We start from the raw sequence: 24,941 nt of genomic DNA, 5'->3' as shown, positions 1-24,941 counted from the left end.
GCGGGGCAACCTGCGGGACTCGGTCAGCTCACCGGTTCTCCACCACACTCGTCGAGGCGGTTTCCTCATCCGCCACGAGTCGCGCCCGGATGTCCCGCAGGAGGTCCAGCGCGGTGGCCTCCGCCGCCTTGTGCAGGAACAGCCCATCGACCACGTTTCCCAGGTGGCCACCCGGCGGCTGGTACGTGCCCCGGAGTCTGAGCACCCCACTCCCCTCGACCTCAAGACCGATGCTTCCCACGAAGCTCGGGAATCGTGGATCCAGGATCATTCCACCTTCCAATCCCGACCGCTCGGGGCGCCACCGCATGCTCCGGACGTGTTCGTTCTGCCCCGCAGAGCCGACACCCCGCATCGGTGTGCGGACTGGTCCCAGACTGACGACCACCGGCCGCCTGATCCGCCCTACCCGGACGTGGGTCTGCCACAGGTCCACGGTCCGACGAGCGCCGTCGCCCAGCAGGACTCGCGGTGACCCGACGAAGCGCCGTTGCGCGACCGAGCACTGATCCGGCCGGATCGGTACGTGGACGTCGAGGCTCGTGCTCACCCCGTGATGCTGCGCCAGCCGATGGCCCGGCGGGAGGGCCGTTGGTCCCTCCGCGCTCGGGTCGAAGGACGGGAGGGGAGGTGGGTCGATCGCGTACCGTTCGAGCCATGGACGTCCCGACGGCCACGAGTGAACCGTTCGCTGAGCTGGCAGACGTGGCGCAGGCGTTCCACGGTGAGCTCGACCTCGAGCAGCTGCTGCCGTTGATCGTGACGGCTGCAAGACGCATCACGGGCGCGGAGTACGGCGCGCTCGGCGTGCTCGGTGAGGACTCCGACCTCATCGTGCAGTTCGTCCACCAGGGAATCGATGCCGCGACGGTGCGGCAGATCGGGCGAACCCCGACGGGTGGTGGTCTCCTGGGTGAGTTGATCCGACGGCAGGAGCTGGTCGTGACCGACGACCTCGCCAGCCACCCGGCGTCGGCGGGATTCCCGGAGCACCACCCGCCCATGCGACACTTCCTCGGCCTCCCGGTTCGAGCCGGCAACACCGTCTTCGGGAATCTGTACCTCACCGAGAAGCCGGGTGGGTTCACCCAGTTCGACGTGGATGTCACCACCGTCCTGGCAGCGCAGGCCGGGATGGCGATCCAGGCCGCACGGTTGGCCGAGCGCGCCCGCATCGGCGCGATCCAGGACGAACGAGACCGGATCTCACGCGATCTGCACGACAGCGTGATCCAGTCCCTGTTCAGCGTCGGCATGGCTCTCGAGAGCGCATGGCCGCTGATCAGGACCCATCCCGACGAGGTCCAGGCCCGCATCGACACCAGCATCGATCAGATCGACTCGGCGATCCGCGACATCCGCACCGTGATCTACACGCTGCGCGGCGAGACGTCCGGCAAGCTGAGCCTGCGCCGAGGACTCATCGAGTTGGCCGAGGAGTTCCGCTCCGGAGGGCACACCGCACCGTCCCTGGACATCGGCTCGCGCCTTGATCAACTGGTGGCCCCGGAGTTGGTACCCGATGTCCTGCACATCGTTCGGGAAGCGCTCTCGAACGCGATGCGACACGCCGATGCCGAGTCCGTCTCGGTCAAGGCGACCGTGGATGGGGAGCTGCTGATCGTGGAGGTCAACGACAGCGGCCGGGGGTTCCGCAAGGACGCCGTGGTCCTCGGACACGGCCTCGGCAACATGGCCGAGCGCGCCGCGATCCTCGGGGCCGACCTCACCCTCGACTCGCGGCCGTCGGCTGGGACCTCGGTCGCGCTTCGGGTCCCCCTACCCCGGGCAGGAGTGTGATGACCGTGTCAGAGGTCCGCGTGATGCTGGTCGACGACCACGAGGTCGTCCGTCAGGGGCTGGTCGCCATGCTCGAGGCGACCGAGGACCTGACCGTCGTGGCCGAAGCGGGAACCGTCGCCGACGCCATCCTGCGCGCGCGATCCTACAAGCCGGATGTGGTGGTGATGGACGTCCGACTCCCGGATGGGACCGGGGTCGAGGCGTGTCGCGCCATCCGGAGCGAGCGGCCCGAGTCCCGTGTGCTGATCCTCACCTCCTTCGACGACGACCGCGCGCTGTTCGAGGCGATCATGGCCGGTGCCGCCGGCTATCTGCTCAAGCAGATCCGGGGTACCGAGCTGGTCGACGGCATCCGCCGGGTGGCGGGTGGCGAGTCACTCCTGGACCCGGCCGTCACGGCCAAGGTCCTCGAACGGGTCCGCGACGGTGCTCCCGTCGGCGATCCCGGGCTCGCCCGCCTCACCCCCACGGAACGCCGGATCTTGGACGGAATCGCCACCGGCGCCACGAACCGGGAGATCGGCGAGACGCTCGGGTTGGCCGAGAAGACCATCAAGAACTACGTGTCGACCATCCTGTCGAAGCTCCACGTGGCGCGGCGCGCAGAAGCAGCCGCCTACCTGGTGGAGCACCGGGACCGCCCCTGAGGGGTCTGTTCGGGACCTTGGACCCGAGCCAACACGGCCACTTGGCCTTTAGACAGGGCTCCCACCCTCATGAGACTGGGCCGACGCATCTCTGAGAGGACTGAACACCATGAGCTGGCAGGACCTGGACCACGACGCTTGTGTCCGCTTCCTCTCCGAGACCTCGCTCGGTCGCCTGGCCTTCACCGATGCCGAGTCCCGACTGACGGTCCTGCCCGTCAACTACCACTGGGACGGGGAGGGTGTGCTCATCCGGACGGGCGCGGGGTCCAAGCTGGCCAGCGCTGCCAGACGCCAGTCGGTCGCCTTCGAGATCGACTCGGGCGACACGGGTCCGCAGGACCACTCGTGGTCGGTGCTGCTCCGCGGAACCGCTGACGTGATGCCCGACGCCTCGGGCGCCTCGACCCTCGAGACGGTGAACGTCAGCGGGTGGATCGGCCGTGACCGCCCGGTGTTCATCCGGATCGATCCAACGGAGATGACGGGGCGCGAACTCCTTCCCGCCTAGACAGCTCAGCGCATGGAAGCCGGCGTGTCCGACTCCTGATCCGACCGGCCCACCGAGCCGAGGTCGTCGAGATTGGAGGCCACGTCGCTGGTGATGACGCCGATGACCCCGTCGATGGTGTCCAGGCGCTCCTCGAGTTCCACGAGCCGACTACGCCGATGGGTCACCCCGGTCACGTGCACGACGCCGTCGGCCACCTGTCCGCGGAGTCCCTTGAAGCGGGAGTCGTGGAGCACCGCGTCGACGGCAGCAGCCAGTTCGGCATCGGCACGCAGCAGCGCCTTGACGACGTCCCGCTTGGTGAGGATGCCAACCAGTGCCCCGCCCTCCATGACCACGAGGCGGCGAATCCGCTTCGCCGCCATCACCTTGGCTGCGTCGCGGAGCGGCGTGGAGCTCTGCGTGGTGTGCGCCGGCCTACTGCAGGCCATGCCGACGGTGGTCGCGGCGTGGTTGCGCCACGACTTCACCGTGTCCTGGGTGAGGCCGTAGCGAATCGGCGCGACCTTGTCCAGCAGATCGCTCTCGGACAGGACGCCGACGATGTGCCCCTCGGGGTCCACCACAGGTGCTCCGCTGATCTGCTGTTGCAGCAGCAGGTTGGCGCCGGTCCGCAGGCTCATGGAGGCGTCAAGCAGGAACGGGTTCGGCGTCATCACATCGGCGACGGAGAGCTGCTCGACCACGGTCGGGTCGATCTCCGGCTCCTGGGCGGTGTCGCTGAGCTCCTGCACCAGACCGGTGAGCAGTCGTTCGACGCTCTCCTCGGCGGCCGTGGCCAGCACCGTCCGGTCAAGTGCGGCGCCGACCAGTCCACCAGGAGGCTCGTAGCTGCCGACCAGGGCCACGGTCAGCCGGTTGACGTCGGCATCCTCGATCTCGATCGCGCCCTCGAAGGTCGGGAACAGCGCCTGCGCGTCGGCGGCGACCCACCGCAGTGGGATGCGCAACCCGAGCGGGTAGGGAGCCGCCTGCCCGAGGCGGACGCGGACGGTCCGCTCCTTCACGCTGCCCGCCACATGGGCGCTCAGGTCCACCAGGAACCACCCGTCGCCGTCGGGTGGCTGCACCTCACGGCCCGACGCCTGCTGCAGCAGTCGTGGCGTGTTGTGCACCAGCCGCTCTTGCAGGGCGAAGGGACGGCCGGCAATGGTCCGTCGTGCGCAGACACCGCGTTTCATGGCTGACACCTCTCGCCGAGTTCGTGGTCTCAGTGTGGTTGGCCGGCCGGGTCGCCGACAGGCCCGAGGTCCCGATCCGGTACGGCCGATGGTCCCGGCGAGGTCAGTCGAGCAGCGCGTCTGCTAGGCGGGTTCGACCAGACCCTCGGGAGGTTCACCGGCGGCGACGGCGTCAGCGTTGGCGATCGTGGTCTGGGCGATGTTGGCCAGCGCCTCGTTGGTGAAGAAGGCCTGGTGGGAGGTGATCAGGACGTTCGGAAAGGAGAGCAGCCGCGCGAACACGTCGTCGGTGAGGATCTGCTCGGACCGATCCTCGAAGAACAGCTCGGCCTCCTCCTCGTACACATCCAGTGCCAGTCCCCCGAGCTCGCCCGACTTGAGCGCCTCGATGGCGGCCTTGGTGTCGATCAGGCCACCGCGGGAGGTGTTGACGACGAGCGCGCCCTCGGGCAGCAGCTTCAGCCGGCGCTCGTCGACGAGGTGGTGGGTGTCGGGCGTCAGGGGACAGTGGAGCGAGATGACCTTCGACCGCTCGAACAACTCGTCCAGCTCGACGTAGGTACCGCGCAGTCGGACCACCTCGTCGTTGGGGTAGGGGTCGTAGGCCAGCACCTCGCAGTGGAAACCACGCATCAGTCGGGCGAAGACGGTGCCGATCGTGCCGGTGCCGACGATCCCGATCGTCTTGCCGTGCATGTCGAAGCCCTGCAGGCCGTCCAACGAGAAGTCCTGATTCCGCACGCGGGAGTGGGCGCGGTGCAGGCGCCGATTGAGGCCGAGCATCAACGCGATGGTGTGCTCGGCGACGGCATACGGCGAGTAGGCGGGGACCCGGGCGACGGTCAAGCCGAACTCGTCAGCTGCGGCGAGATCCACGCGGTTGTAGCCCGCGCAGCGCATCAGGACCAGCTGGACACCGAGGTCCCGCAGGGTGGACAGGCAGGCTCGGTCCAGCTCGTCGTTGACGAAGGCGCAGACGGCGTCGTGGTCGGCGGCGAGGGTTGCGGTCGCGGCGGTCAGCCGGGCCTCGAAGTACGTCAGGTCGTGACCGCTGTCCGAGGCAGCCTCGGACAGTCCCTTCTCGTCGTAGGGCTTGGTCGAGAAGACGGCGATGCGCACAGGGGCCTCCGGGTGTTGCGGCGGGGGTCAGGCCGGCACCAGGATGCAGTAGTCGGCCTGCTCCTGGAACACGGACGTGATGTTGTACGGGAAGTGATCCCGCCGCAGTGGTGTCCACTCATCGTGGTGCTCAACCACCCAGGACAGCTCCATGCGGAAGGTGGTGCCGTTCAGTCGGACCTGCAGCTCTGGACACTCCCCGATCACCGGGTCGGCGGGATCGGGCCGCCCGTGCTCCGCCAGTCGCGGCACCTCGGAGTCGGCGATCATCAACGGTCGCTCGACCAGGTCGCCGGTGATGTCGTACACGTAGGCGAAGCCGGTCTCACAGGACTGACCGCCGCCCAGGCGAGCTCGGACGGTCAGGAAGGTGCGATACCCGAACTGGGGGTCGGAGATGCGGTTGACCGAGATGCGGTCGTAGTTGCGCACCATGGAGTCGTAGAGACGGCCGAGCAGGGCCGGTGCAGCCGGCTGGCTGATGTCGAAGACGTGGACATAGGTCGTCGCCGCCACGTAGAGGCGCTGGTCGGCCTGGTCGATCTCGAGACCTTTGAGCTCAGCACCGTGGGCCAGTGGGATCCGGCCGATCTGGGTCGGGCTGGATGGGTCGGTCACGTCGATCATGCGGAGGACACCCTGGTGGCTGTCGGGCATCCGGTCGGCGAGGTACAGGACCGACGCGGCCGCGTCAGCGGCCAGCGTGACTCCGTCGGACGCGGTCCGGACAGCGCCGACCAACCGGGGCTCGAGCGGTTGGGCGATGTCGATCAGGAGGACCGTCGGGCCGGTCGCCCCGCCGATGGTCAGCTGAGCACCCGCGGGGTCGATGACCTCACAGCGTCCCTCCGGCGTCGCGATGGCCAGGATCGATGTGCCATCCAGCTGCGTGGCCTGGTCGGTGCCGCTGCCACAGGTCCAGCGTGCGGCTGGCTCCGCCTCCGCCGTGCGCAGTTGGAGGTCGGTGGTGCCCGCAGCTGAGACCGAGGTGTCGGCCAGCGCCCACGTACCCTCGGCCGTCTGCAGCACCATGCGGTTGCCCGGCGCTGCGCCGAACACACCCTGAGGCTCGGGTAGGACCTCGGTCTCCGCGATCAGGGCAGGCCTCTCGGCAGCCGGCTCAGCAGCAGCTGGCGGTGCGAGACCGCCCCTGCCCACGGCCGTCGCGCGGGTCGCACAGCCGGTCGCCAACAGCGCCACGATCAGCGCGACGAGTGGGAGGACGTTGCGAGTGGTCACCTCAGACGGCGTCGTCCGCCGGCTCCTGCGGCGGCGACTCGGCCTGATCGGCCTGGTCTGGCTGCTCGGTCTGATCAGCCTGGTCTGGCTGCTCGGTCTGGCCGGTCTGGTCTGACTGGACCGCCGACTGACCCGGGAAGACCGGGATCTGGTCCCGGCCGAGGTCGCGGTCCAGGTCGCTGTTGACGTCCGGGTCATCACTCGGCTCGACGATGAGCGCGGTGAACATGCCGAAGACGCTGCCATCATCACGTTCGACGTGGCTCAGGATGTGGCAGTGATAGACCCACGTCCCCGGTGCCTCGGCGAAGATCACGACCGTGTACCGCTCACCCGGAGCGACGTTCACGGTGTCCATCACGATCGGTGAGGCCAGCGGGTAGCCGTCCTTCGCGATCACCATCTGCGCGTTGTTGTGCAGGTGCATCGGGTGGGGAGTCAGACCCTCGTTGTAGTAGTGGAGGATCATCTGCTCGCCCTCCGTCAGCACGTAGGGCTGCGTGGCCGGGAACGACTTGGCGTTCAGCGTCAGGCCGATCTCACCTGCGTCGTTCAGGATCATCACGTCCTCGGCGACGACGTTGTCAGCCTGTGGTGGGAGCGGGACCTGCCCGACCGTGAACGCACCGAAGGCACCGTTGATGACCTGGTGCACCCCGTTGTCGTGGCCGTGGTACATGCCGACGGAGGTCTCCTGGGTCACGAAGGTCTGCTCCCAGGTCTCCCCCGGCATGATCGGGTCCATCGAGATCATCCCGACCCCGTCGACCTCGAAGGGGTGCCGGAAGATGCCGTGCGGGTGCAGGGTGGTGCCCTCGCTGTCGAGCTCGTTGATGACGCGAATCGTGATGCGATCACCGACCTCGGTGTGGATCCAGGGCCCCGGGACCTGCCCGTTGTAGGCGACCGCCTCGACGAACTCGCCGGGGGCCACCTCCCACTGGGTCTCGTCGATGGTCAGCTCGAAGACCTTGGTGCCATCGGAGAGGATCTCGGGCTCCATCCGCTGGTTGCCCATGGCCTCGGTCTCGGCGGGGAACTGGCTGACGCTGGCCTCGTAGTTGGCCCGCAGCCACTCGGCGCGCTCCATGCCCGTGAGGGAGTCCCCCTCCACCTCGCCGCCGCCGGCCTCGCCCTCGCCCGCGGTGTCGCCATCAGCCTCCGCCACGTCGACGGGGGCGTTGGCGTCGACGACCAGGGTCCCGGTCATGCCGGCCTCGGCGTGCCCCGCGATCGTGCAGTAGATCGGGTACTCGCCGGGCTCCAGACCGCCGAGGGACAGCGCCTCCACGTCGCCCGCGGTCAGATCAGCGGTGGCGTAGGCCTCCTCCATGCCCTCGATCTTCAGGTTGTGCTCGGCACTCCCCACGTTGCTGACCTGGAGCACCCCCTCCGGTGCGATCGTTATGGGTTCGGGGGTGAAGGCGAACTCGGAGAGCTCCACGTCGACGGTGGGGGTCGGCAGGTCGGCCTCACCAACGAGTTCGGTGTCACCGCCCGTGCCGACCGAAGCGCCGGAGTACGCCCGGTCGTAGGCCAGCCCGGCGAGCAGGATGCTCACGAGGGACACCATCGTCAGCAGGATGGCGAGGGGCGAACGGGTGGATAGCTGTTGACTCATCAGGCGCTGTCCTTCTGGTCGGGCATCGGGTCTTCGGTGCGTGGCAGGTCGGTGACTGATCCGTCGGTGACCGGCTCGTGGGTCGCGGGGTCGTCGGTGGCTGGCCCGGGTGGCGCTCCCGCTGCGTCGAGCGCAAGGGGCCAGATCTTGCGACCGCTGATGCTCTCGATCTCCAGACGGACGAAGTTGGGCTTGAACCCGCCGGCGCTCGGTGCGAGGCGACCGAGTTCCAGGTAGCGGCGAACCATCGCGTCGGTGACCCGATTGAGGCGGCCGTGGACGACGACGCTCCAGCCAATGTCGTGCGCGGCGGTCGAGGACACCCGGAGGGAGTCGATCTCGAAGGTGCCGGCGACCTCGGATCGGGCCGCGGCGTTGATCAGCCCGCCGCCCGTGCGCATGATCACCTCCGGCCCGTTGAGGATGAAGTTGACGGGCAGGAGTTCGGGGGCGCTGCCAGGTGGCTTGGCCGGGTCAATGAAGGCCAGCCGACCGATGCCGTGTTGGGCTTGCCGCAGGTTCTCCCAGCACTCGCGGGGGCTGAGCTCGGTGATGCGAGAGGGCGACAAGCTGGACATCGGTCGTCGCCCCTGTCAGCGCAGGATGGGGTAGCGCTGGACCAGTGAGGTCCGCGACCACGTTCGCCCCAGTCCCCAGGTGTCGCCCGCGTCAGCAACCGCCACCAGGATCAGCACCAGGGCATACGCCAGGTGGTCGTCGAAGAACGGGTTGTTCTCGAGGGGCAGGGCAGCCAGCCACATGAGGGTCAGCAGCAGGGCACCGCTGGCCGCCGCGATCCGCATGCCGATGCCGAGGATCAGCGCGACGCCGATGCCGAGCAGGCCGATCATGAACAGCCAGTCAGATGCGGTCCCCGTCAAGCCGGAGAAGAACTCGTGGAAGGTCTTGCCCTCGGTCGCGAAGTTCAGGTAGCCGAAGGTCGGTGACCCGCCGTTGATCCAGGCGTCCTCGCTGGCGGTCGCGAAGCCCAGGCCGAAGGTCTTGTCCAGGAAGGCCCAGAGGAAGACCCATCCGATGGAGATCCGCAGGACGGCCAGTAATCGATCGGCGATCCGAGAGCGGGTCACCTCGATTCGCAGATCATCGTGCCGACCTGTGTCGACTGACTCGCTGAGTGTGCTCACTGCGGACCACCTGCCTCCTTGTTGTCATGGCCCGGGTACCCGAACCACCCGCAGTGTTGGTTTCGCGGCCGGATCCGCCCAGGTCGAACCGCCCAGGCTCATCGGGACCTTGGTCCCGAACGACCGGCGTAGCCTGAGGTGATGGACACCTTCTTCGCGCCGGAACGGTTCGAGGCCGACGGGTTCGTACTCCGCGGGTACCGGCCTGGAGATGGCGAGGCGCTGGCAGATGCCGTCACGAGCTCCTACGAGCACCTGGCGCCGTGGATGTCCTGGGCGTCGAAGGACCAGTCGGTCGAGGAGTCCGAGGGCCTATCGCGCAGCTTTCGCGCGGACTACTTGCGCAACACCGACTTCGTGCTCGGTATCTGGACACCCGATGAGTCACGGCTTCTCGGTGGCACCGGCTATCACCTTCGCGGCAAGCCGATGGACCACAAGGTGGCCGAGATCGGCATGTGGATCCGGGCCGACGCGGCCGGCGCCGGGCTGGGAACGGGTGTGCTCAGAACGCTTCTCGAGTGGGGGTTCGACGAGTGGCCGTGGCACCGCCTGTCCTGGCTGTGCGACAGCGACAACCACGCGTCACGTCGGACGGCCGAGAAGGCTGGTATGCGGCACGAGGGCACGCTTCGTGGCGAGAAGGCCGAGGTTGGCGACGGCCACCGGGACACCCTGGTCTTCGGACTGGTGCGGAACGATCCTCGCTGAGCGCCCGTTCCCTCTAGGGCAGGTCGCCGCGGTCAGGGCCTTCTTTAAAGGCCGACCGGATTTCTCGTCCGATTACCTCCAAGAATCATCCGCCGAGCAGAGCGTCGAAGGCTTCCTCGACGCTCGTCACACCAATGACGGTCAGGTCCGGGTCAGCCGCACGGGCGGCCTCGGCCAAGTCGTCTGCGACGAGGAACACCGATGCGCCAGCATCAACCGCAGCCCGCACCTTGTCCTCGATCCCACCGACCACGCCGACCGAGCCGTCGGCTTCAAGGGTGCCCGAGCCGGCGATCACGCGGCCGGCCGCCACATCCAGCGGCGAGGCCAGGTCCGCCACAGCAAGAGCGGTGAGCAGGCCGGCGGAGGGGCCACCCACGCCCTCGGTGTCGACCGTGACGTCCGCGGCCGTCAGCTCGCTCCCGGCCAGCGCCAGACCCATCGTGACGGCCTGCTCCTCTGCCTCCTCGAAGAGCGCCAACTGCCGGTCGATGAAGTCCTCCTCGGACTCCCCCTGCAGGACCGAGGCGCGGGAGACCAAGTCCTCCTCCGGCGCCACGACCGTCGTGACCACGTCCACGAGGCGAGCGTCGTCCAACTGGACGGTGAGGAACAGGAAGTCGCCGGCGATCGGCTCGACCCCGTCGATCTCGATTGCATCCGCGAGCGGGAAGGCCGGCCCGGGCAGCGCCACGTAGGCCGGGATCGGGATGCGCAGCGAGATGAGGACCAGCAGCAGGATCGCGGCCATGCCGAGCAGCCTCCGCAGGCGGCGGCGTGGCGTCGTGGGGGCGGCAGCAGCGGGGATGGCAGGGATGAGGAGAGGGTAGAACTGCGGTGTGCTGATACTCCTCTCCCCCGCAAAGTCCCTGGACTACGAGTCGCGACTGCCGACCAAGAAGCGGTCCGAGCCGCGCATGCTTGATCGGTCCGTCGAACTCGTCGACGTGATGGCCCAGAAGACTCCCGCCGACCTGCAGTCGCTGATGGGCATCTCGGAGGACCTGGCCGTCCTGAACGTGCAGCGCTTCGCCGACTTCGAGACCCCGTTCACGCCGCAGAACGCCCGACCCTCGGTCCTGGCGTTCGACGGGGATGTGTACCAGGGGATGGACGCCGGGTCGTTCGGCGAGCGGGACTTCACCGAGGCGCAGAAGACCGTGCGGATCCTGTCCGGCTTGTACGGGGTGCTGCGACCACTGGACCTGATGCAGCCGTATCGCCTGGAGATGGGCAGCAAGCTCGAGACGGACCGGGGCGAGACGCTGTACGAGTACTGGGGTACCGCGATCACCGAGCAGCTCAACGCCGATCTGGCCGAGTCGCCGGGGCCGGAGGGCGTGGTCAACCTGGCCTCCGGCGAGTACTTCGGCGCGGTGGACACCGACCTCCTGGACGGGCGCCTGATCACCCCCCGGTTCGAGGACGAGAAGAACGGGACGTACAAGGTGATCTCGTTCTTCGCCAAGCGGGCACGGGGGGCCATGGCCGGCTGGCTGGTCCGCGAGCGCGTCAGGACCTACAAGGCCATCACCGAGTTCGACGGGCTCGGCTATCGCTACGACGAGGACCGCTCAACCGACGAGCAGCCCGTGTTCACGCGACCCGAGGGCTGAGCGGCCGCGTGCAATGAACGGTCCGCACCGCAGCTGGTGCTGCGAGGGTCCGGGAGACGCCGGCTCACATCGTGTACCCATGGCCGGCGGATTGGGTGAGCTCGGGTGAGAGCCGCCGGAGATGCTCCAGTCCCACTGCGGCTCGCCTGACCCGTTCCTCCATCAAAGCCCGCAGCACGGTGTCGCCGTCGCCCCGGGCGACACGTTCGGCCGGTCGGGTGTCGGGGCGCTTCGGATCTCGCTCGCCGCCGCGGAGTCGACCATCGTCGAGGGCCTCCGCAGGATCGCGGCCGTGATCACCGCGTGACGCTGGGGAGAGTTGGAGCTTGTGACAGCACAGGACGACGGCTCTGCTGGGGCTGACCAGCCGCGCAGCTGACGGGTGCTCCGACTGAACGCTACACTCACCGACCCACGGGCAACCGTGGCCACAACTGGAGTCGTCGCCTAGTCCGGCCTATGGCGCTGTCTTGGAATGGCAGTTGGGTAGCAATGCCCTCGAGGGTTCGAATCCCTCCGACTCCGCCAATTTACACAACTATTGACAAAGATCTTGAGGTCAGAGGCCGTTGATCGTTCGACCGATCGCCAACCTTTGACTTAGTCCGCCGCCCTTTCGATTGCATACGACCCCTATGTGTAGGGGTTGAAAATTTCGCAGACTCATTCTCTACTGGTCGTGTGAAGCCCTAGGATAATTTGACTTGCACGCTTGCCGCCGTCCAACTCCAAGAGCTCATCAGAATTCAGTACAACCCTGAGACATTCAACTACGTATTGAAGCGCTTCGTCGCGCTCGTCGAGAGTAATCGGCTTCATGTCTGCTCCATGAACAAGCTTACTTCTCCTTCCGTAGAGTTTCTTGAGTCGCCTTTGCACTTCCTCCCGCTTCTGTACGTCACCCTCAAGTAGCACGGTCATCGCGGCCGTGACTCGAAATATCAGCTCACTCTCCTTTGAGCCGAAGAGATTCTCCCACGCAATGATGGCATCAATGAGACCATCCTCGGCACTTCTCCGCTCTGATGCGGCAGCAAGAATCCGGTTGACTGCTATGTGGAACTTTTTGCGGTTGATAGCGGTGACGCGCTCATACCAAGCTTCGAGCGTTTGAGCGTTAAATCCATCTATCGTTGAGATGGACGGATGTGTCCGCTCCGAACGCATCCCATAGTTGCCGATAGACCTGAACAGCGATGTTTGCACAGACCACGACGCCAGCGGAGCGGCCAATTCGTCTCCAAATGTGCACAGGAGCGCTAGCCGGAGATCTTCAACGGTCTGATTAAGTTGCTCCATTGTTCCGAGGTCCCAAACCTTCGGACGACCAGTTTGTGGCGCGGCCCCGCGAGTCCACTCAGCTACCTCTATCACGATATGTATAGGTATCTCCGCAAGAACGCCTGCCATCCTTCCGTCGTGCGAACTTGGCCGCGCCTCACTTAAGGGGATGAAGGAGGAGACATTATCGCCCCAGGGCCTCAGCGTCAGTTCGCCCACCTTCATCTCCTCAATTCCGTCAAGGTAGATATTCTTGATAAGAACGAAAGAGCTTCCCTGGTAGCTGCCCGTACTTGCTACTTCTCGGAGCATGGCTACGACTTCGGGGATAGCGCTCAGGAAACTCTCAAGACTTGCGTTTCCACGCATGCGACTCAAGAAGAAAGCAAGCTGAAGCAGCTCCGAAGGGAGACCTGTCAGCTGGACCGTGCCTCCGTGACCAGTTGATTCAGAAATATAGCCCTCGGGTCCTAGTCTGTCTGCTGAGGATGGATACAGTTTCGGCAAGTTGTCATCGTCAAGAAATACCTCTTGAAATTTTTCAACAGCCTCATGCTTATACATCAGACTCGTTGGCATCGACACACGTGATCGTGTGAAGCTTTGAGTATCAGCTGCAATCAGGAAGTACGGATAGACTTCGCACCCGAGCTCAAGGAGAGGGTCAACGAGACTGTCCCCGGTGAGTTCAGGTTTAGCAGGTGCACCGCATAGCGAATTCAGTGCTAAGCCCCTCCAATTCATGCCTAGCAAGAGCTCCGGATCGATGCCCTCTAAAGCCGCTTGACGACGAACTCCTTCTAGCGCTTGAAGCGTCTCTGCATACGATCCACTCTGATCCGCTGGGCCATCTGAGAAGCTATCTTCAAGATACTTCATCACCGAAGAGCCATAGACCCGGTTTAGTCTGTTCCGGTTGATTGCCATATGCCCCTCACCTTAGCAACTCGGCCGGGATTGCCGTACACCCCCTTTTTCAACACCCATGCTTAACTTCCCAGTACTCATGCTTGACCTCCCAGTGTGCCAAGAGGCGAAGGACTGGTCGTAGGCAACTGGTTGGACGAAGCTCCAAGCGTCCAGGTCGTGCCATTCTCCCTGTTCGGATAGTCACGGTTCGCAAGAAGAACCCCGATCTCGAGATGCTGGCTGGAGCATCGGGTTCCAGGCTGCCCACGAGGCTATGGCCGAGCCTCCCGACCGAGTAGAGCCTGAGGACAAAGACGTCCGCTACTTCAACACCGGCAAGCCCTGGCATGAAGATGAAGTCCGCTTCCTCCAGCTCTACGCCGGGCCAACTGGAAGCCCAAGGTCATCGCCGAGACCATAAGACGTAGTCCTGACTCCATCCGCGCCAAGCTCCGAAGTCTGGAGACCAAGTCCCAACGGCTGATGAAATCACTTAGTGCAGTTCTTCGTAGACCCAGCGCTATCTATTCTCCAGGCTCTTTCCTATATCAACAGACCAGAGCGATCGAGACGGGTGCGAACGTAGTCCCTGAGGGCCGCGCGAGCGCCAGGCGGGTGCGCCCGTGCCGTCGGCACCTGGCCGGACGGGGGCGGCGATCGATGCGAACGCCTGCGATTCCCTCAGCCGCTCCACCCGATGTCGGCGTGGGAGCCGTCGCACAGCGGTTTGATACCCGATGCGCCGCAGCGGCAGAGCGTCATCCGGTTTCGCGTCTCGAAGGGCTCGCCATCGGCACGCGTGACGGGTATGCCGCCGGTCACCCAGAGCGGTCCGTCCTCGATCACCCCGATGCCCTGCTCCAGGTCGGCCTCGACCTGCTCGTCGCCGACCCGGTAGGTCAGCGCACCTGAAGGGCAGTGCTCGACCATGCCGGCCATGAGTTGTGCGGTCGGGCCATCGGTGTCGCCCGCCGCCATCTCCCAGATGTTCGAGCGCTCATTGCCGCAGAAGCCCGCGTGCTCGCAGATCGTGCGGTCGTCGACGACGGTGACAGGGTCACCTCCGAGCGCCTCGGCCCGGTCGGCATAGCTGTCCCTCGGCGCGGACTCCTGAAGATCGACCTCGGCATCGCTGTGGGTGCCGTCGCAGAAGGGCTTGTTGGACGACTGGCCGCACCGGCAGAGCGCCGCATTCTTCTGGCTCTCGTGGGTCTCGACGGTCTGCCAGGCCACCGGCTCACCCGCGGTGGTCTCCACCCGTCGCACGCGTCGCAGCGGCACGTTCCCCTTGACCAGGTAGGGCCCCGCCGCCTGCGTCTCGATTGACATCGTGGTGTCGTCGCTCATGGTGCTCCTCCAGAGATCGGTTGCGCTAGACCTTCCCAGCGGCAGGGCGGCGGAACCGGCCGCCACGTCGTGACTCGAGAACGTTCTCAGGCGCCTCTTGTGGTTTAGCGGGTATCAGGAGACGGTGGCGGTGCTCCTCTCTGGAGAAGCCCGTCGATCGGAGGACGTCATGACCAATCAGATTCAGCAACCAGACCGCCTCGACCTGGTCGGAAACCCGATCCTGGTGGCCGGGACCGCCAACGGCTTCGAGGCGACGGTCAACTACCGGGTCACCGAAGGCCACGACGAAGTGGTCGGGTTCTTCACCGTGGGCGGGGGAACCGGTGAGCACGGGCAGTTCCAGCTGCAGATCGATGTGAGCGGCGCGTCGTTCACCCTTCCTCGACTGTTCGTGGAGATCTACGAGGAGAGCGCTCAAGACGGCAGTGAGATCAACAAGGTGACCCGGCCGGTCCTGTACGGACCCCTCATCGTCCCGGGCTACATCGGCTACCGCGAGCACACCGTGTCAGCGGGCGAGACGCTGTGGGGCATCGCCGAACAGCACTACGGTGACGGCAGCCTCCACCACAGGATCGTGACGGCCAACCCGGACATCATCGTCGATCCCGATCTGATCATCCCGGGTCAGGTCCTGCGCGTCCCCATCGGGAGTTGACCGAGGTTCCGGTGGCGGGGGCCGTCAGCTGACGGCCGCGATCAGATCCTCGAGGGGTTCCAGGCCGAACGGCGCCCCGCTCATCAGGATCAGGTGCTGCGCCCCGGCTTCGATGAAGCCATCTGCCTGCTCGACGTGCTGGGGGCCGAGCAGCATCGTGCGTTCGATCGCTGCCGGATCACGGCCGACGTCGGCGCAGTGCTGGTCCAGGATCCCCATCTTGCGGGTGAACACGTCCAGTGCGTCGTCGGCGTCGGAGACGAAGTTCCAGGCATCGGCGTGCTGGGCCACCAACCGGAGGGTGACCTTCTCGCCGCCTCCGCCGATCAGGAGGGGGAGGTCTCCGACGGGTCCCGGGTTGAGGGCAGCCAGTCGGCTCTTGATGCGGGGAAGGGCGTCTCGCAGGTCGTGCAGTCGGCCGATGGCCGTTCCGAACTCGTAGCCGTACTCGGTGTAGTCGCGCTCGAACCAGCCTGAACCGATGCCGAGGGTCACCCGGCCTCCGGCGGCGTGGTCGAGGGTTCGTGCCATGTCGGCCAGCAGTTCGGGGTTGCGGTAGCTGTTGCAGACGACCAGGTGACCGACCTGCACCCGCTCGGTGGCGTGGGCGATCGCGGAGAGGGTCATCCACCCCTCGAAGTGCTCGGCGTCGGCGTCACCGTAGAGCGGGAAGAAGTGGTCCCAGGTCCACACGCTGTCGGCACCGGCGTCCTCGGCGGCCTTCGCGGCGTCGGTGATCGCGGACATGGTGGTTGCCTGGGGATGGAGTTGGATTCCGACCTTGGCTTGGCGGGACATCGGGGCCTCATTTCGGTGTGGGCTGAGTGGGTGGGGGCGACGGTGGCGGGGAGCCTACCGGCACGAATCTTCCCCACCGGGCACGAACCTTCCCCAGCACGAACACGGGCCCAGCCGTCCCCTGGAATCAACGCCGCGCCGAACACGCTTGGCCTGCGTGGCCTGAACGCCCCGAGATGCTCCTATGGGTTGTCAAGCCTGGGCGGGTGCTGCTGCAGGAGTCTCCAGATGTGCCGTGCGACGTAGCGCTTGAGAATTCGTATTGCTTCTCGTTTGGTCTTGCCGCGGGCGATGGTCTGCGCGACGTGGCGCTGGGTTCTCTCGTCGCTTGCCATGCGGCAGGTGACGATGCGGTACAGCGCCTTGTTCGCCTGGCGGTCACCACCGCGGTTGAGGCGGTGCCGCTGCGACTTGCCGCTTGAGGCGTCGACGGGTGAGACGCCGCAGAGCGCGGCGAATGAGGACTCCGAGCGGATGCGGTCGGGGTTGTCACCGAATGCGATCAGCAGGTCGGAGGCCACGTCGGGGCCCACCCCGTGCTCGTCCATGAGCTGGATGGGTGCCACCAGCCAGACATAGCGGTCGCGTTCGGCTCGCAGGTCCTCGATCTCCACGTCGAGGACGCGGATCCGCCGGGCGAGGCTGCGCATCGCGTGTTTGGTTGCGGTGGTCGCGGAGCTGTCGGCGCTCGGCCGCAGGCCGGATGCGCGGCTGACGAGCTCGTCTCGTGTGAGGTGACGAAACCGCTGTGCGAGCGGTTCGGGGGCGGTCACGACCAGTGCGCGAAGCTGGTTGATCGCCTGAGAGCGGGACCGGATCGCTGATCGCAGCGCGACACGGATGGTCCGCAGGGCCTCGACGAGCCCATCGTTGCCCCGCGGTCGCCCGTCGGCCTGGCCGGACTGCACGGCGCGGGCCGCGCCGATCGCGTCGGCGGTGTCTGACTTGCCGTGGCGGCGGCGGTGCTGCCGGTTCGTGTGGTTGACCTCGATGCACGGCAGGCCGACGCCAGCGAGGTGTCGGTGCAGTCCCGCGCCGTAGGAGCCGGTGCCCTCTATGCCGACGGCCACGACCTCCCCGTGCCTGATGGCCCAGTCGTGCAGGGCGCAGTGGCCGTGCCGGTCAGCGCTGAACTGGCGGGTGTCCACGACTCGCCCCGCGTGGTCGAGCACGGCCGCGACGTGTGCGTCCTTGTGGGTGTCCACCCCGATGGTGACGCCGGAATGCTGGTCTGCGATGCTGGTCATGCTGGCCCTCTCTCGTTGGTGGGTCGGCAGGCACCACCGGAGGAGCGGACAACACTGTGACGGGGCTTCTGTACCAAGCTCCTATCAGGTCACGCTCCGAAGGTGGCTGCCGGGCATGCCATCCCAACGGCCACTGGGCAGATCTCAGGCAAGGCAGCACGCCAGCGGAGCGGTGAGCCACAGCAGCCAGGGATGACACCCCACCATCCTCACAGCGGAGCGGAGGGCACCTGGTGCAACCACGCGGACTTCCCCGACTGAGCACCGCAGGTGCGAAGGACCGGGACACCGCGAGCGCAGCGAGTCGGTCCGCGTGGTGGAGGAGGGATTCGAACCCTCGAGGAGCGTGAACCCCTACTCGCTTTCGAGGCGAGCGCACTAGGCCGGACTATGCGACTCCACCGGGCGGTCGGATGGTACTGCCCGACGTCGGACGTGTCAGTCCGGCGGGCGTCGCCGACCCGCAGCCCGTCCTGAGCGCCGCGCGGCGAAGAAGTCCGTCAGGAGCCGCCCGCACGCCTCGGCCCGAACCCCGCCGGTCACGGCTACCGCGTGATTCAGGAACGACGCGTCCAGCAGGCTGGCGACGGAGGAGACCACGCCCGCCTTGGGGTCGCTGGCCCCGTAGACCACTCGGTCGACACGGGCCAGGACGATGGCGCCGGCGCACATCATGCAGGGCTCGAGGGTCACCACCAGGGTGCAGCCGTCGAGGTGCCAGTTGCCCGTCACCTCCGACGCCCGGCGCAGGGCCACGATCTCAGCGTGCGCCGTCGGGTCCTGGTCGACCTCGCGCCGGTTCTCCCCCGTTGCGACCACCTCGCCGTGGCTGTCCAGGACAACCGCGCCGACCGGAACGTCCTCGTGCGCCTGCGCCTCCTGCGCCTGCCGGATCGCCTCCGCCATCGCCTGGTCGTCCCCAGGTCTGACGCGTTGGTCCACCACGTCGCCACCGTATACGGGCGCGGGATGCCGTCCGATGCGAGGCGTAGGGCGTTCTGCCTCCAGATGGACCGCCGACGACGAGGCGTGGAGGCAAATCACCTCACGGGAACGCCAGTTCCGGCCCCCCGCCATGTCATCCGGAGGCAGTTTGGCCGGCGCTGGAGGCAGTTCGACCGGCATCCCGGCCATCCCCTCCCGCCGGTTTCGGTCCAGGGCGGGCCGGGCATCCCCGACTCATGCCCCAACTCCCCACACCGACGCTGGGCGACGCCGTCAGCTGGGTGGCCGAGCACCTGGGGCACCTCTGCTCGGACGAGCCCAGGGCCAGCGAGGCCTTCACCGGGGGTCAGACCGCGGCGGACCAGGCTCTGGCCGACTACGACGTCCGTGGGTACGCCGGCAAACGCAACGAGGTGTGGCCGCCATCACGCCGAGGGGCATCGAAGCTGTCGCCGTACATCCGGTACTCGCTGCTCCCGCTGCCGCGCGTCTGGGAGCACGTCGCGGGAGGTCCGCAGCGGGATGTCAAGAAGTTCCGAGACGAGTTGCTGTGGCAGGAGTTCGCCCGCCACGCCTACGCCCGCCTCGGCCACCGGCTGGCCGAACCACTGCGTGGTGAGCCTGTGGTCTCCCCCGACCCGCCGGAGGACCCGTGGGACCGTCGGATGGCATGCATGGACGTCGTGATGGAGGAGCTCGAGACCGACGGCTGGATGGTGAATCAGACCCGGATGTGGGCGGCCTCGCAGTGGTCAGTCCGACACGGCGCCACCTGGCGGGAGGGGGAGGATCGCATGTTCACCCACCTCCTCGACGGCTCGCGGGCCGCCAACCGCCTGGGGTGGCAGTGGACCATCGGCACGGGCACCACGAAGCGGTACGGCTTCAGCCGTTGGCAGGTCGAGAAGCGGGCGCCCGACCTGTGTCAGTCCTGCGACCTGCGAAACAGCTGCCCCATCCAGTCGTGGCCCTCAGCCGGCAAGGAGGCACCCCGGCTGGACCGGGTGGATCCGCTGATCAAGCGCGACCCCGACCTCGAGTTCACGCGCGGACCGCTGGTCACCCAGCAGGCGGGCGTTCCCGAGATGGTGTGGCTGACGGCGGAGTCGCTCGGCGACGCTGACCCCGCACTCCAGGCCCACCCCGAGGTCCCCGTCGTGTTCGTGTTCGACGAGCCGCTGCTGGAGGGGCTCCGGCTCTCGGGGAAGCGGCTGGTGTTCCTGACGCAGACGTTGGCAGACCTGGCCACTCGTCGTGACATGACGGTCTGCCTGGGCGACCCGGCCGAGGACCTGCGCGGCACCGACGTGGCCACCACGTTCGCGCCGGTCCCGGGCTGGCGGTCGCGGTCGGCACAGGTGTCCGTCGTGGCCACGCATCCTTGGCCGTGGTTGCGGCCACCCCACGACCGGTCCATCCAGTCGTTCACGGCGTGGCGCAAGGCGCTGTCATGACGGGAGTCGTCCGTTGCACGATCGTGCAGGAACAGCCCATGGCGTCGGTTAGCCCCCGATTGTGGCGAATGGAGGGGGTGGGTGATGGGCCGCCAACGTGGTCCCGCGGCTGAGCCCGACGAGAAGACCTGCGCCATCTGTGGTCGACGGATCGAGTGGCGGAAGAAGTGGGCCGACGACTGGGAGCAGGTGAGGTACTGCTCCGACGCCTGCCGCCGTCGGCGGCGGGAGGACACCGAGTCCCTGGAGCGCGCCGTCCTCGACCTGCTCGGTCAGCGGCCGGCCAGCAGCTCGATCTGCCCCTCCGACGTGGCCCGCGAGAGGCGGCCGGAGGACTGGCGGCCGTTGATGGAGCCGGTTCGGGAGGCCGCCCGGCGGCTGGTCGCCAAGGGCCAGGCGGAGATAACCCAGGGCGGCGAGGTGGTGGACCCCTCGACGGCAAAGGGGCCGATCCGGATCCGCCGCCCGCGGTGAGGAGCCGACGGGCAGCACACGTGAGCTAGGCGTCCGTCGTCTTCAGTTCGACGGTGGCCCCGTCCCGCCTGTCGCCCCCGGCCAGCGACACCGCGAACGTGACAAGCGCTGACAGCCCCAATGCCCCGAGGAACGGCGGCAACGTCGGCGTGGCCCCCGGGAACGAGGCCAGCCGGAGCGCCTCGACCAGCGATCCCGTCGAGATCAACCCGGGGACCACCGCACCCGCAAGGCCGGCCAGCGCCCCCGACATCGCCGCCGCCGAGCTGACCCGGGACCACAACCCGGCCAGCAACGGGACCACCACTCCAGCACAGAGCAGGTCGGCGATCAGGAACAGCCGCAGGACGCTCAGGCCCTGGAAGGCCACGACCACCGCGGGGACCATGACCGCCACGGTCACGAGCCGCGCCGTCCCCATCGTCATCCCCGGCACCTCGGCGGCGATGAGCGAGAAGAGCCCCGTCTCCAAGGTGTCCACCGACGAGGCCACCAACGACACACCGAGCACCAGCACCACGGCTCCGATCCCGGTCGACAGCTCGGTCGTCAGCGCGAAGAACGGCACCGGAGACACATCGAGGCCCTGACCGCTCCCCGCGGCCAGGATCCCGAACAGGCCGAGCACCACCACCACCGGCACGGTCAGCGCCACGCCGATCCCGGCACCTCGCCGGAGCACCCCCTCATCCGACGCCGCCCACACCCGCTGCCAGTACCCCTGGTGGAACATGTTGGCGGAGGCGACGGCGATCACCAGAGTCAGCGCCACCTCCCACCCCACGCGGCTCACCCCGAGCAGACCACTCTCGCCGATCGCCTGCCCGCCACCGTCCACCGCTCCGAACGCGGCCACGAACCCGACTGCGACCAGGGCCACGATCAGCCCGGCCTGCCAGCGGTCGGTCACCAGCGACGCCCGCAGCCCGCCCCACGTCGTGTACACCAGCGTCGCCCCTGCCACGGCCAGCACCGTGAGGCGGGCGTCGACGCCGGCCACGATGCCAGTCACACCGGCGACCGATGTCAGCTCCGCAGTGACGAAGAAGAACATGTAGCCGACGCTGATGAGGAAGACCAGTGCGGCGAACCCGCGGCCGTACCGCAGTCGTGCGAACTCGCCGATGGAGTGTCCTTCAGGCACCGCCCGGCGGATCCGACGTCCGAGCAGGCCGAACAGCAGGACCGGCAGCCCCGCTCCGACCGCGTAGCCGAGGACACCCAGGAGGCCGACACCGGCACCCACCTCCGGCGGCGCGAAGAGGATCCACGCGCCCAGACCCGCCGCCAGGAAGGAGAGGCCGATCGACAGCGGGCCTTGTGTCCCACGAGCGGAGATGTAGCTCTCGACGTCGTCGTCCCGGCCAGCCGAGAGCCCCAATCCGACGAAGACCAGCAAGGCCGCCCCGAGCAGGACCGTTCCGAGCAGTGGTTCCAGCATGTCGCACTCCCTCCGCCGGCATTAACCGGTTCAGGTTCGTGGGGTCTGCTGCCGCCTTCGTGGCGGTGCACTCTCAGCCGATGGCTCCCCCGGCGTGCGACGAATCCTAGACTGCAATTCACGACCTATCATCGGGCGCATGAGCACACGCGCCTTCACCCGTGCCCTGGTGACCGGAGCCTCGTCTGGACTGGGCGACACCTATGCCCGGACCCTGGCTGCTGACGGGGTCGACCTGGTGGTCGTCGCGCGGTCGACCGACAAGTTGACGGCACTGCGGGACGAGCTCGATGTGGACGTCGAGGTGATCACCGCCGACCTGCTGGACCCGACGGCCCTGCAGAAGGTCGCCGACCGATTGAGGGCGGCACCACCGGTGGACCTGCTGATCAACAACGCCGGCTTCGGCGGCGACCGGCCCTATCACAAAGCAGATCTGGACGCCGAGCTGAGCCAGGTCGGCATTCACATCACCGCGATGATGACCCTCACCCACGCAGCCCTTCGGGCCATGCGCGCGAGCGGAGCGGGTGGTGGGATCCTCAACGTCTCCTCCATCGCCGGGTTCCAGCCACTGCCCGGCATGGCCACCTACGCCGCCTGCAAGGCCTACGAGACGACCTGGTCCGAGGCCGTCCGGCTGGAGAACATCAACGCCGGCGTCCACGTCACGGCCGTCTGCCCGGGCTTCGTGGACACGCCGATGGTGCGCGACGCCGAGGGCACCTCGGCGGTTCCGGATCGACTGCTGCTGAGCCCCGAGACCGTCGTGGCCGAGAGCCTTCGCGGGGTCGCCGAGAACAAGGCCGTCGTGGTCCCGGGACGCACCTGGAAGGCCGCAACCGCCGTCACCCAGAGCCTCCCTCGCAGCGCCACCCGGGCCCTCGTCCGTGGGTTCGGAAAGCTCGCATGAGCGATCCACTGTCAAGCGGTGCCGTCATCGTTCACGACGAGGTCCAGCAGGCCCTCCACGACGGCGTCGGTGTGGTTGCCCTTGAGTCCACCCTGATCGCCCACGGCCTGCCACGCGGACAGAACCTGGACGTGGCCGAACAGTTGGAGAAGATCGTCCGCAACACCGGGGCGGTACCCGCCACGATCGCCGTCATCGACGGCAAGCCGCACATCGGCCTGGACGGCAGCAGCCTGGCCCGCATCGCCCAGGAGGACGACGTCGCGAAGCTGTCAATACGGGACCTGGGCCCGGCCATGGCCACTCGGAGGACTGGCGCGACCACGGTGGCCTCGACCTCACACCTTGCCGCCGTCGCCGGGATCAAGGTCTTCGCGACCGGCGGACTCGGCGGCGTCCATCGCGAGGCCCGTGACTCGTGGGACGAGTCCGCCGACCTCGCCGCGCTGGCCCGGACCCCGATGATCGTGGTCTGCGCGGGCGTCAAGTCGATCCTGGATGTGAGCGCCACGCTGGAGCGGCTGGAGAGCCACGGCGTTCCCGTCCTCGGGTACCAGACCAGCCAGTTCCCGGGCTTCTACCTGCGCAGCTCGGGCCAGCCCATCGACTGGACCGTCTCGTCCACCGAGCAGGTGGCCGAGGTCCACACCGCCATGGGACACCTCGGCCTGGGAGACCGCGCCATCGTGCTGGCCAACCCGATCGCGGCGAAGGACCAGCTGGACCCGACCCTGCACGACCGCGTGCTGCACTCCGGCCTGGCACTGCTCACCAGTCGTCGCATCACGGGCAAGGACGTCACGCCCTTCCTGTTGGACCACTTCCACACCTCGACCGGCGGCGAGAGCCTTCGGGTCAACATCCGTGTGGTCGAGGGCAACGCGGCCCTGGCAGCGGAGGTCGCCGTCCAGGTCGCCTCCTCGTGAGCCCGGGCGTGGCGGGCCAGGCGAGCGCTGCTGGCACGGTCCGGCGAGGCTGCACCGCCGGATGATCGTCGTGGTCGGCGACGTCCTGCTGGACGTGGTCGTGACGCCGGACGGGCCGACGGCTCGCGGCAGCGACACTCCCGCCACCATCATCACCCGGCAAGGCGGATCGGCAGCCTCCACGGCGGCGTGGCTGGCTCGGCTGGGCATCCCCGTCACCTTGGTGGCAGCAGTCGGGGACGACGGACCGGGCACAGCCATCCGGGGCGAGCTGACCACGCTGGGCGTGACCTGCGCGTTCGCCGTCAAGCCCGGCCTGGCCACGGGGTCCGTCGTGGCGGTCGTCACCTCCGCCGGGGAGCACCACGACCGGGACATGTACACCAGCCGGGGCGCCTCCGGGCTGTTGGCTCCGGCTGACCTGACCGACGCCATCGGATCCCAGGCCACCCACGTCCACCTCAGCGGCTACACCCTGCTCCACCCTGGAAGCCGGTCCGCGGGACTGGCCGCCATCGGGGCCGCTCGTGCGGCGGGCGTGCCGATCAGCGTCGACCCCGCCTCCACCGCGCCGCTGGCCGAGGTCGGTGCCGAGGCCTTCCTGGAGTGGGTCGGCCGTCCGGTCCTGCTCACCCCGAACCTGGACGAGGGCCGGCTGCTGACCTCGGCTGACACCGCCGAGGAGGTTGCGACGGCACTGGCAGCGCGCTGCGGCGAGGCGGTGGTGACCTGCGGCGCTGACGGCGTGGTCTGGTCGGACGGCAACGAGATCCTCAGCCGGTCAGCACCAGCGGTTCCGGGCGGGGACCCCGTCGGGGCAGGGGACGCATTCACCGCCGGATTCCTCGCGGCGCGGACCGGTGGCCTCGATGTCGGCGCCCAACTGGACGCCGGGCTCCGCACCGCGGAGCGAGCGCTGCTCCGGTCGGGCCCGCCGCCGGGGTAGCGACAC

The 24,941-nt window shown here is 67.6% G+C and carries 26 protein-coding genes and 2 tRNA genes; 13 read left to right on the top strand and 15 right to left on the bottom strand.

The window, feature by feature from the left end; translation table 11 throughout:
* Window positions 1–28: 28 nt before the first annotated feature.
* The gene (locus C1746_RS05670; protein ID WP_116713686.1) at window positions 29–550 is read right to left on the bottom strand and encodes a hypothetical protein; all 522 of its coding nucleotides are present in this window, start codon (window positions 548–550) and stop codon (window positions 29–31) included.
* Between the two features lie 107 nt (window positions 551–657).
* Between C1746_RS05670 and C1746_RS05665 the strand changes: the two genes are divergently transcribed.
* From C1746_RS05665 to C1746_RS05655, 3 genes are all read left to right on the top strand, one after another.
* Window positions 658–1,800, top strand: coding sequence for a GAF domain-containing sensor histidine kinase (locus C1746_RS05665; protein ID WP_116713685.1), 1,143 nt, complete (start codon window positions 658–660; stop codon window positions 1,798–1,800).
* Window positions 1,800–2,450, top strand: a complete 651-nt coding sequence (locus tag C1746_RS05660; RefSeq protein WP_116713684.1) for a response regulator — start codon at window positions 1,800–1,802, stop codon at window positions 2,448–2,450. Before C1746_RS05665 ends, C1746_RS05660 begins: the two co-directional genes overlap by 1 nt.
* A 109-nt stretch (window positions 2,451–2,559) precedes the next feature.
* A complete protein-coding gene (locus C1746_RS05655; RefSeq protein WP_116713683.1) occupies window positions 2,560–2,961 on the top strand; it encodes a pyridoxamine 5'-phosphate oxidase family protein in 402 nt (133 codons plus the stop codon).
* Window positions 2,962–2,966: 5 nt separating this feature from the next.
* Here the strand turns inward: C1746_RS05655 and C1746_RS05650 are convergent, their stop codons facing one another.
* From C1746_RS05650 to C1746_RS05625, 6 genes are all read right to left on the bottom strand, one after another.
* Entirely contained in the window at window positions 2,967–4,142 is a 1,176-nt protein-coding gene (locus C1746_RS05650; protein WP_116713682.1) for a CBS domain-containing protein, read from the bottom strand.
* Between the two features lie 123 nt (window positions 4,143–4,265).
* Window positions 4,266–5,261, bottom strand: coding sequence for a 2-hydroxyacid dehydrogenase (locus C1746_RS05645; RefSeq protein ID WP_116713681.1), 996 nt, complete (start codon window positions 5,259–5,261; stop codon window positions 4,266–4,268).
* Window positions 5,262–5,288: 27 nt separating this feature from the next.
* Window positions 5,289–6,500 (bottom strand): LVIVD repeat-containing protein, encoded by a 1,212-nt coding sequence (locus tag C1746_RS05640; RefSeq protein WP_116713680.1) that lies wholly within the window; start codon window positions 6,498–6,500, stop codon window positions 5,289–5,291.
* Between the two features lies 1 nt (window position 6,501).
* Entirely contained in the window at window positions 6,502–8,121 is a 1,620-nt protein-coding gene (locus C1746_RS05635) for a multicopper oxidase domain-containing protein (protein WP_116713679.1), read from the bottom strand.
* On the bottom strand, window positions 8,121–8,699 hold the full coding sequence (locus C1746_RS05630; RefSeq protein ID WP_116713678.1) for a pyridoxamine 5'-phosphate oxidase family protein: 579 nt from the start codon (window positions 8,697–8,699) through the stop codon (window positions 8,121–8,123). Before C1746_RS05630 ends, C1746_RS05635 begins: the two co-directional genes overlap by 1 nt.
* A gap of 15 nt (window positions 8,700–8,714) precedes the next feature.
* Window positions 8,715–9,266, bottom strand: coding sequence for a DoxX family protein (locus tag C1746_RS05625; RefSeq protein ID WP_116713677.1), 552 nt, complete (start codon window positions 9,264–9,266; stop codon window positions 8,715–8,717).
* Between the two features lie 141 nt (window positions 9,267–9,407).
* On the opposite strand from C1746_RS05625, the gene C1746_RS05620 reads away from it, so the two are divergent.
* Window positions 9,408–9,977 carry a GNAT family N-acetyltransferase gene (locus C1746_RS05620; RefSeq protein ID WP_116713676.1) on the top strand — a complete coding sequence of 190 codons (570 nt, stop codon included), beginning with the start codon at window positions 9,408–9,410 and terminating at the stop codon, window positions 9,975–9,977.
* Between the two features lie 85 nt (window positions 9,978–10,062).
* On the opposite strand, the gene C1746_RS05615 is transcribed toward C1746_RS05620, so the two are convergent.
* Window positions 10,063–10,728 (bottom strand): hypothetical protein, encoded by a 666-nt coding sequence (locus tag C1746_RS05615; RefSeq protein ID WP_116713675.1) that lies wholly within the window; start codon window positions 10,726–10,728, stop codon window positions 10,063–10,065.
* 88 nt (window positions 10,729–10,816) lie between these two features.
* On the opposite strand from C1746_RS05615, the gene yaaA reads away from it, so the two are divergent.
* From yaaA to C1746_RS05600, 3 genes are all read left to right on the top strand, one after another.
* On the top strand, window positions 10,817–11,593 hold the full coding sequence (gene yaaA / locus C1746_RS05610; RefSeq protein ID WP_116713674.1) for a peroxide stress protein YaaA: 777 nt from the start codon (window positions 10,817–10,819) through the stop codon (window positions 11,591–11,593).
* 121 nt (window positions 11,594–11,714) lie between these two features.
* The gene (locus C1746_RS05605) at window positions 11,715–11,900 is read left to right on the top strand and encodes a hypothetical protein (RefSeq protein WP_116713673.1); all 186 of its coding nucleotides are present in this window, start codon (window positions 11,715–11,717) and stop codon (window positions 11,898–11,900) included.
* A gap of 129 nt (window positions 11,901–12,029) precedes the next feature.
* Window positions 12,030–12,121: transfer RNA gene (locus C1746_RS05600), tRNA-Ser, on the top strand.
* A 135-nt stretch (window positions 12,122–12,256) separates the two neighbouring features.
* On the opposite strand, the gene C1746_RS21925 is transcribed toward C1746_RS05600, so the two are convergent.
* A complete protein-coding gene (locus C1746_RS21925; protein ID WP_162867428.1) occupies window positions 12,257–13,801 on the bottom strand; it encodes a HEPN domain-containing protein in 1,545 nt (514 codons plus the stop codon).
* A gap of 663 nt (window positions 13,802–14,464) precedes the next feature.
* Window positions 14,465–15,130 (bottom strand): CDGSH iron-sulfur domain-containing protein, encoded by a 666-nt coding sequence (locus C1746_RS05590; protein ID WP_116713671.1) that lies wholly within the window; start codon window positions 15,128–15,130, stop codon window positions 14,465–14,467.
* 169 nt (window positions 15,131–15,299) lie between these two features.
* On the opposite strand from C1746_RS05590, the gene C1746_RS05585 reads away from it, so the two are divergent.
* Window positions 15,300–15,791: a LysM peptidoglycan-binding domain-containing protein gene (locus C1746_RS05585; protein ID WP_116715584.1), complete on the top strand. Its 492-nt coding sequence runs from the start codon at window positions 15,300–15,302 to the stop codon at window positions 15,789–15,791.
* Between the two features lie 24 nt (window positions 15,792–15,815).
* Here C1746_RS05585 and C1746_RS05580 read toward each other — a convergent pair whose 3' ends face one another.
* The 4 genes from C1746_RS05580 to tadA form a co-directional block, all read right to left on the bottom strand.
* On the bottom strand, window positions 15,816–16,589 hold the full coding sequence (locus tag C1746_RS05580) for an LLM class F420-dependent oxidoreductase (RefSeq protein WP_116713670.1): 774 nt from the start codon (window positions 16,587–16,589) through the stop codon (window positions 15,816–15,818).
* Window positions 16,590–16,771: 182 nt separating this feature from the next.
* Window positions 16,772–17,836 (bottom strand): IS110 family RNA-guided transposase, encoded by a 1,065-nt coding sequence (locus tag C1746_RS05575; protein ID WP_116713669.1) that lies wholly within the window; start codon window positions 17,834–17,836, stop codon window positions 16,772–16,774.
* Between the two features lie 314 nt (window positions 17,837–18,150).
* Window positions 18,151–18,239: transfer RNA gene (locus C1746_RS05570), tRNA-Ser, on the bottom strand.
* 35 nt (window positions 18,240–18,274) lie between these two features.
* On the bottom strand, window positions 18,275–18,742 hold the full coding sequence (gene tadA, locus C1746_RS05565; RefSeq protein WP_116715583.1) for a tRNA adenosine(34) deaminase TadA: 468 nt from the start codon (window positions 18,740–18,742) through the stop codon (window positions 18,275–18,277).
* Window positions 18,743–19,017: 275 nt separating this feature from the next.
* Here tadA and C1746_RS05560 point away from each other — a divergent pair, with 275 nt between their 5' ends.
* Window positions 19,018–20,235 carry an FAD-binding domain-containing protein gene (locus C1746_RS05560; protein WP_116713668.1) on the top strand — a complete coding sequence of 406 codons (1,218 nt, stop codon included), beginning with the start codon at window positions 19,018–19,020 and terminating at the stop codon, window positions 20,233–20,235.
* 84 nt (window positions 20,236–20,319) lie between these two features.
* Complete coding sequence (locus C1746_RS05555) at window positions 20,320–20,709, top strand: DUF2256 and DUF3253 domain-containing protein (RefSeq protein WP_116713667.1); 390 nt, start codon at window positions 20,320–20,322, stop codon at window positions 20,707–20,709.
* Between the two features lie 25 nt (window positions 20,710–20,734).
* On the opposite strand, the gene C1746_RS05550 is transcribed toward C1746_RS05555, so the two are convergent.
* The gene (locus C1746_RS05550; protein WP_116713666.1) at window positions 20,735–22,150 is read right to left on the bottom strand and encodes an SLC5/6 family protein; all 1,416 of its coding nucleotides are present in this window, start codon (window positions 22,148–22,150) and stop codon (window positions 20,735–20,737) included.
* Window positions 22,151–22,289: 139 nt separating this feature from the next.
* Between C1746_RS05550 and C1746_RS05545 the strand changes: the two genes are divergently transcribed.
* From C1746_RS05545 to C1746_RS05535, 3 genes are all read left to right on the top strand, one after another.
* Window positions 22,290–23,063, top strand: coding sequence for an SDR family NAD(P)-dependent oxidoreductase (locus C1746_RS05545; RefSeq protein WP_116713665.1), 774 nt, complete (start codon window positions 22,290–22,292; stop codon window positions 23,061–23,063).
* Complete coding sequence (locus C1746_RS05540; protein WP_116713664.1) at window positions 23,060–23,989, top strand: pseudouridine-5'-phosphate glycosidase; 930 nt, start codon at window positions 23,060–23,062, stop codon at window positions 23,987–23,989. Before C1746_RS05545 ends, C1746_RS05540 begins: the two co-directional genes overlap by 4 nt.
* 61 nt (window positions 23,990–24,050) lie before the next feature.
* Window positions 24,051–24,935 (top strand): carbohydrate kinase family protein, encoded by an 885-nt coding sequence (locus C1746_RS05535; RefSeq protein ID WP_116713663.1) that lies wholly within the window; start codon window positions 24,051–24,053, stop codon window positions 24,933–24,935.
* Window positions 24,936–24,941 lie beyond the last annotated feature (6 nt).

Origin of the sequence: Euzebya tangerina, assembly GCF_003074135.1 — a bacterium.
Taxonomy (GTDB): domain Bacteria; phylum Actinomycetota; class Nitriliruptoria; order Euzebyales; family Euzebyaceae; genus Euzebya; species Euzebya tangerina.
The sequence above is the reverse complement of the archived record's forward strand: the minus strand, read 5'-3'. Positions and strand labels throughout refer to the sequence as shown.

Bases quoted from the DNA above. Each gene is read 5' to 3' on its own strand.
- C1746_RS05665 (WP_116713685.1), top strand. From the start codon at position 658: ATGGACGTCCCGACGGCCACGAGTGAACCGTTCGCTGAGCTGGCAGAC.
- C1746_RS05660 (WP_116713684.1), top strand. From the start codon at position 1,800: ATGACCGTGTCAGAGGTCCGCGTGATGCTGGTCGACGACCACGAGGTC.
- C1746_RS05655 (WP_116713683.1), top strand. From the start codon at position 2,560: ATGAGCTGGCAGGACCTGGACCACGACGCTTGTGTCCGCTTCCTCTCC.
- C1746_RS05650 (WP_116713682.1), bottom strand. From the start codon at position 4,142: ATGAAACGCGGTGTCTGCGCACGACGGACCATTGCCGGCCGTCCCTTC.
- C1746_RS05635 (WP_116713679.1), bottom strand. From the start codon at position 8,121: ATGAGTCAACAGCTATCCACCCGTTCGCCCCTCGCCATCCTGCTGACG.
- C1746_RS05630 (WP_116713678.1), bottom strand. From the start codon at position 8,699: ATGTCCAGCTTGTCGCCCTCTCGCATCACCGAGCTCAGCCCCCGCGAG.
- C1746_RS05620 (WP_116713676.1), top strand. From the start codon at position 9,408: ATGGACACCTTCTTCGCGCCGGAACGGTTCGAGGCCGACGGGTTCGTA.
- C1746_RS05615 (WP_116713675.1), bottom strand. From the start codon at position 10,728: ATGGCCGCGATCCTGCTGCTGGTCCTCATCTCGCTGCGCATCCCGATC.
- C1746_RS05605 (WP_116713673.1), top strand. From the start codon at position 11,715: ATGCTCCAGTCCCACTGCGGCTCGCCTGACCCGTTCCTCCATCAAAGC.
- C1746_RS21925 (WP_162867428.1), bottom strand. From the start codon at position 13,801: ATGGCAATCAACCGGAACAGACTAAACCGGGTCTATGGCTCTTCGGTG.
- C1746_RS05590 (WP_116713671.1), bottom strand. From the start codon at position 15,130: ATGAGCGACGACACCACGATGTCAATCGAGACGCAGGCGGCGGGGCCC.
- C1746_RS05585 (WP_116715584.1), top strand. From the start codon at position 15,300: ATGACCAATCAGATTCAGCAACCAGACCGCCTCGACCTGGTCGGAAAC.
- C1746_RS05580 (WP_116713670.1), bottom strand. From the start codon at position 16,589: ATGTCCCGCCAAGCCAAGGTCGGAATCCAACTCCATCCCCAGGCAACC.
- C1746_RS05575 (WP_116713669.1), bottom strand. From the start codon at position 17,836: ATGACCAGCATCGCAGACCAGCATTCCGGCGTCACCATCGGGGTGGAC.
- tadA (WP_116715583.1), bottom strand. From the start codon at position 18,742: ATGGCGGAGGCGATCCGGCAGGCGCAGGAGGCGCAGGCGCACGAGGAC.
- C1746_RS05560 (WP_116713668.1), top strand. From the start codon at position 19,018: ATGCCCCAACTCCCCACACCGACGCTGGGCGACGCCGTCAGCTGGGTG.
- C1746_RS05555 (WP_116713667.1), top strand. From the start codon at position 20,320: ATGGGCCGCCAACGTGGTCCCGCGGCTGAGCCCGACGAGAAGACCTGC.
- C1746_RS05550 (WP_116713666.1), bottom strand. From the start codon at position 22,150: ATGCTGGAACCACTGCTCGGAACGGTCCTGCTCGGGGCGGCCTTGCTG.
- C1746_RS05545 (WP_116713665.1), top strand. From the start codon at position 22,290: ATGAGCACACGCGCCTTCACCCGTGCCCTGGTGACCGGAGCCTCGTCT.
- C1746_RS05540 (WP_116713664.1), top strand. From the start codon at position 23,060: ATGAGCGATCCACTGTCAAGCGGTGCCGTCATCGTTCACGACGAGGTC.
- C1746_RS05535 (WP_116713663.1), top strand. From the start codon at position 24,051: ATGATCGTCGTGGTCGGCGACGTCCTGCTGGACGTGGTCGTGACGCCG.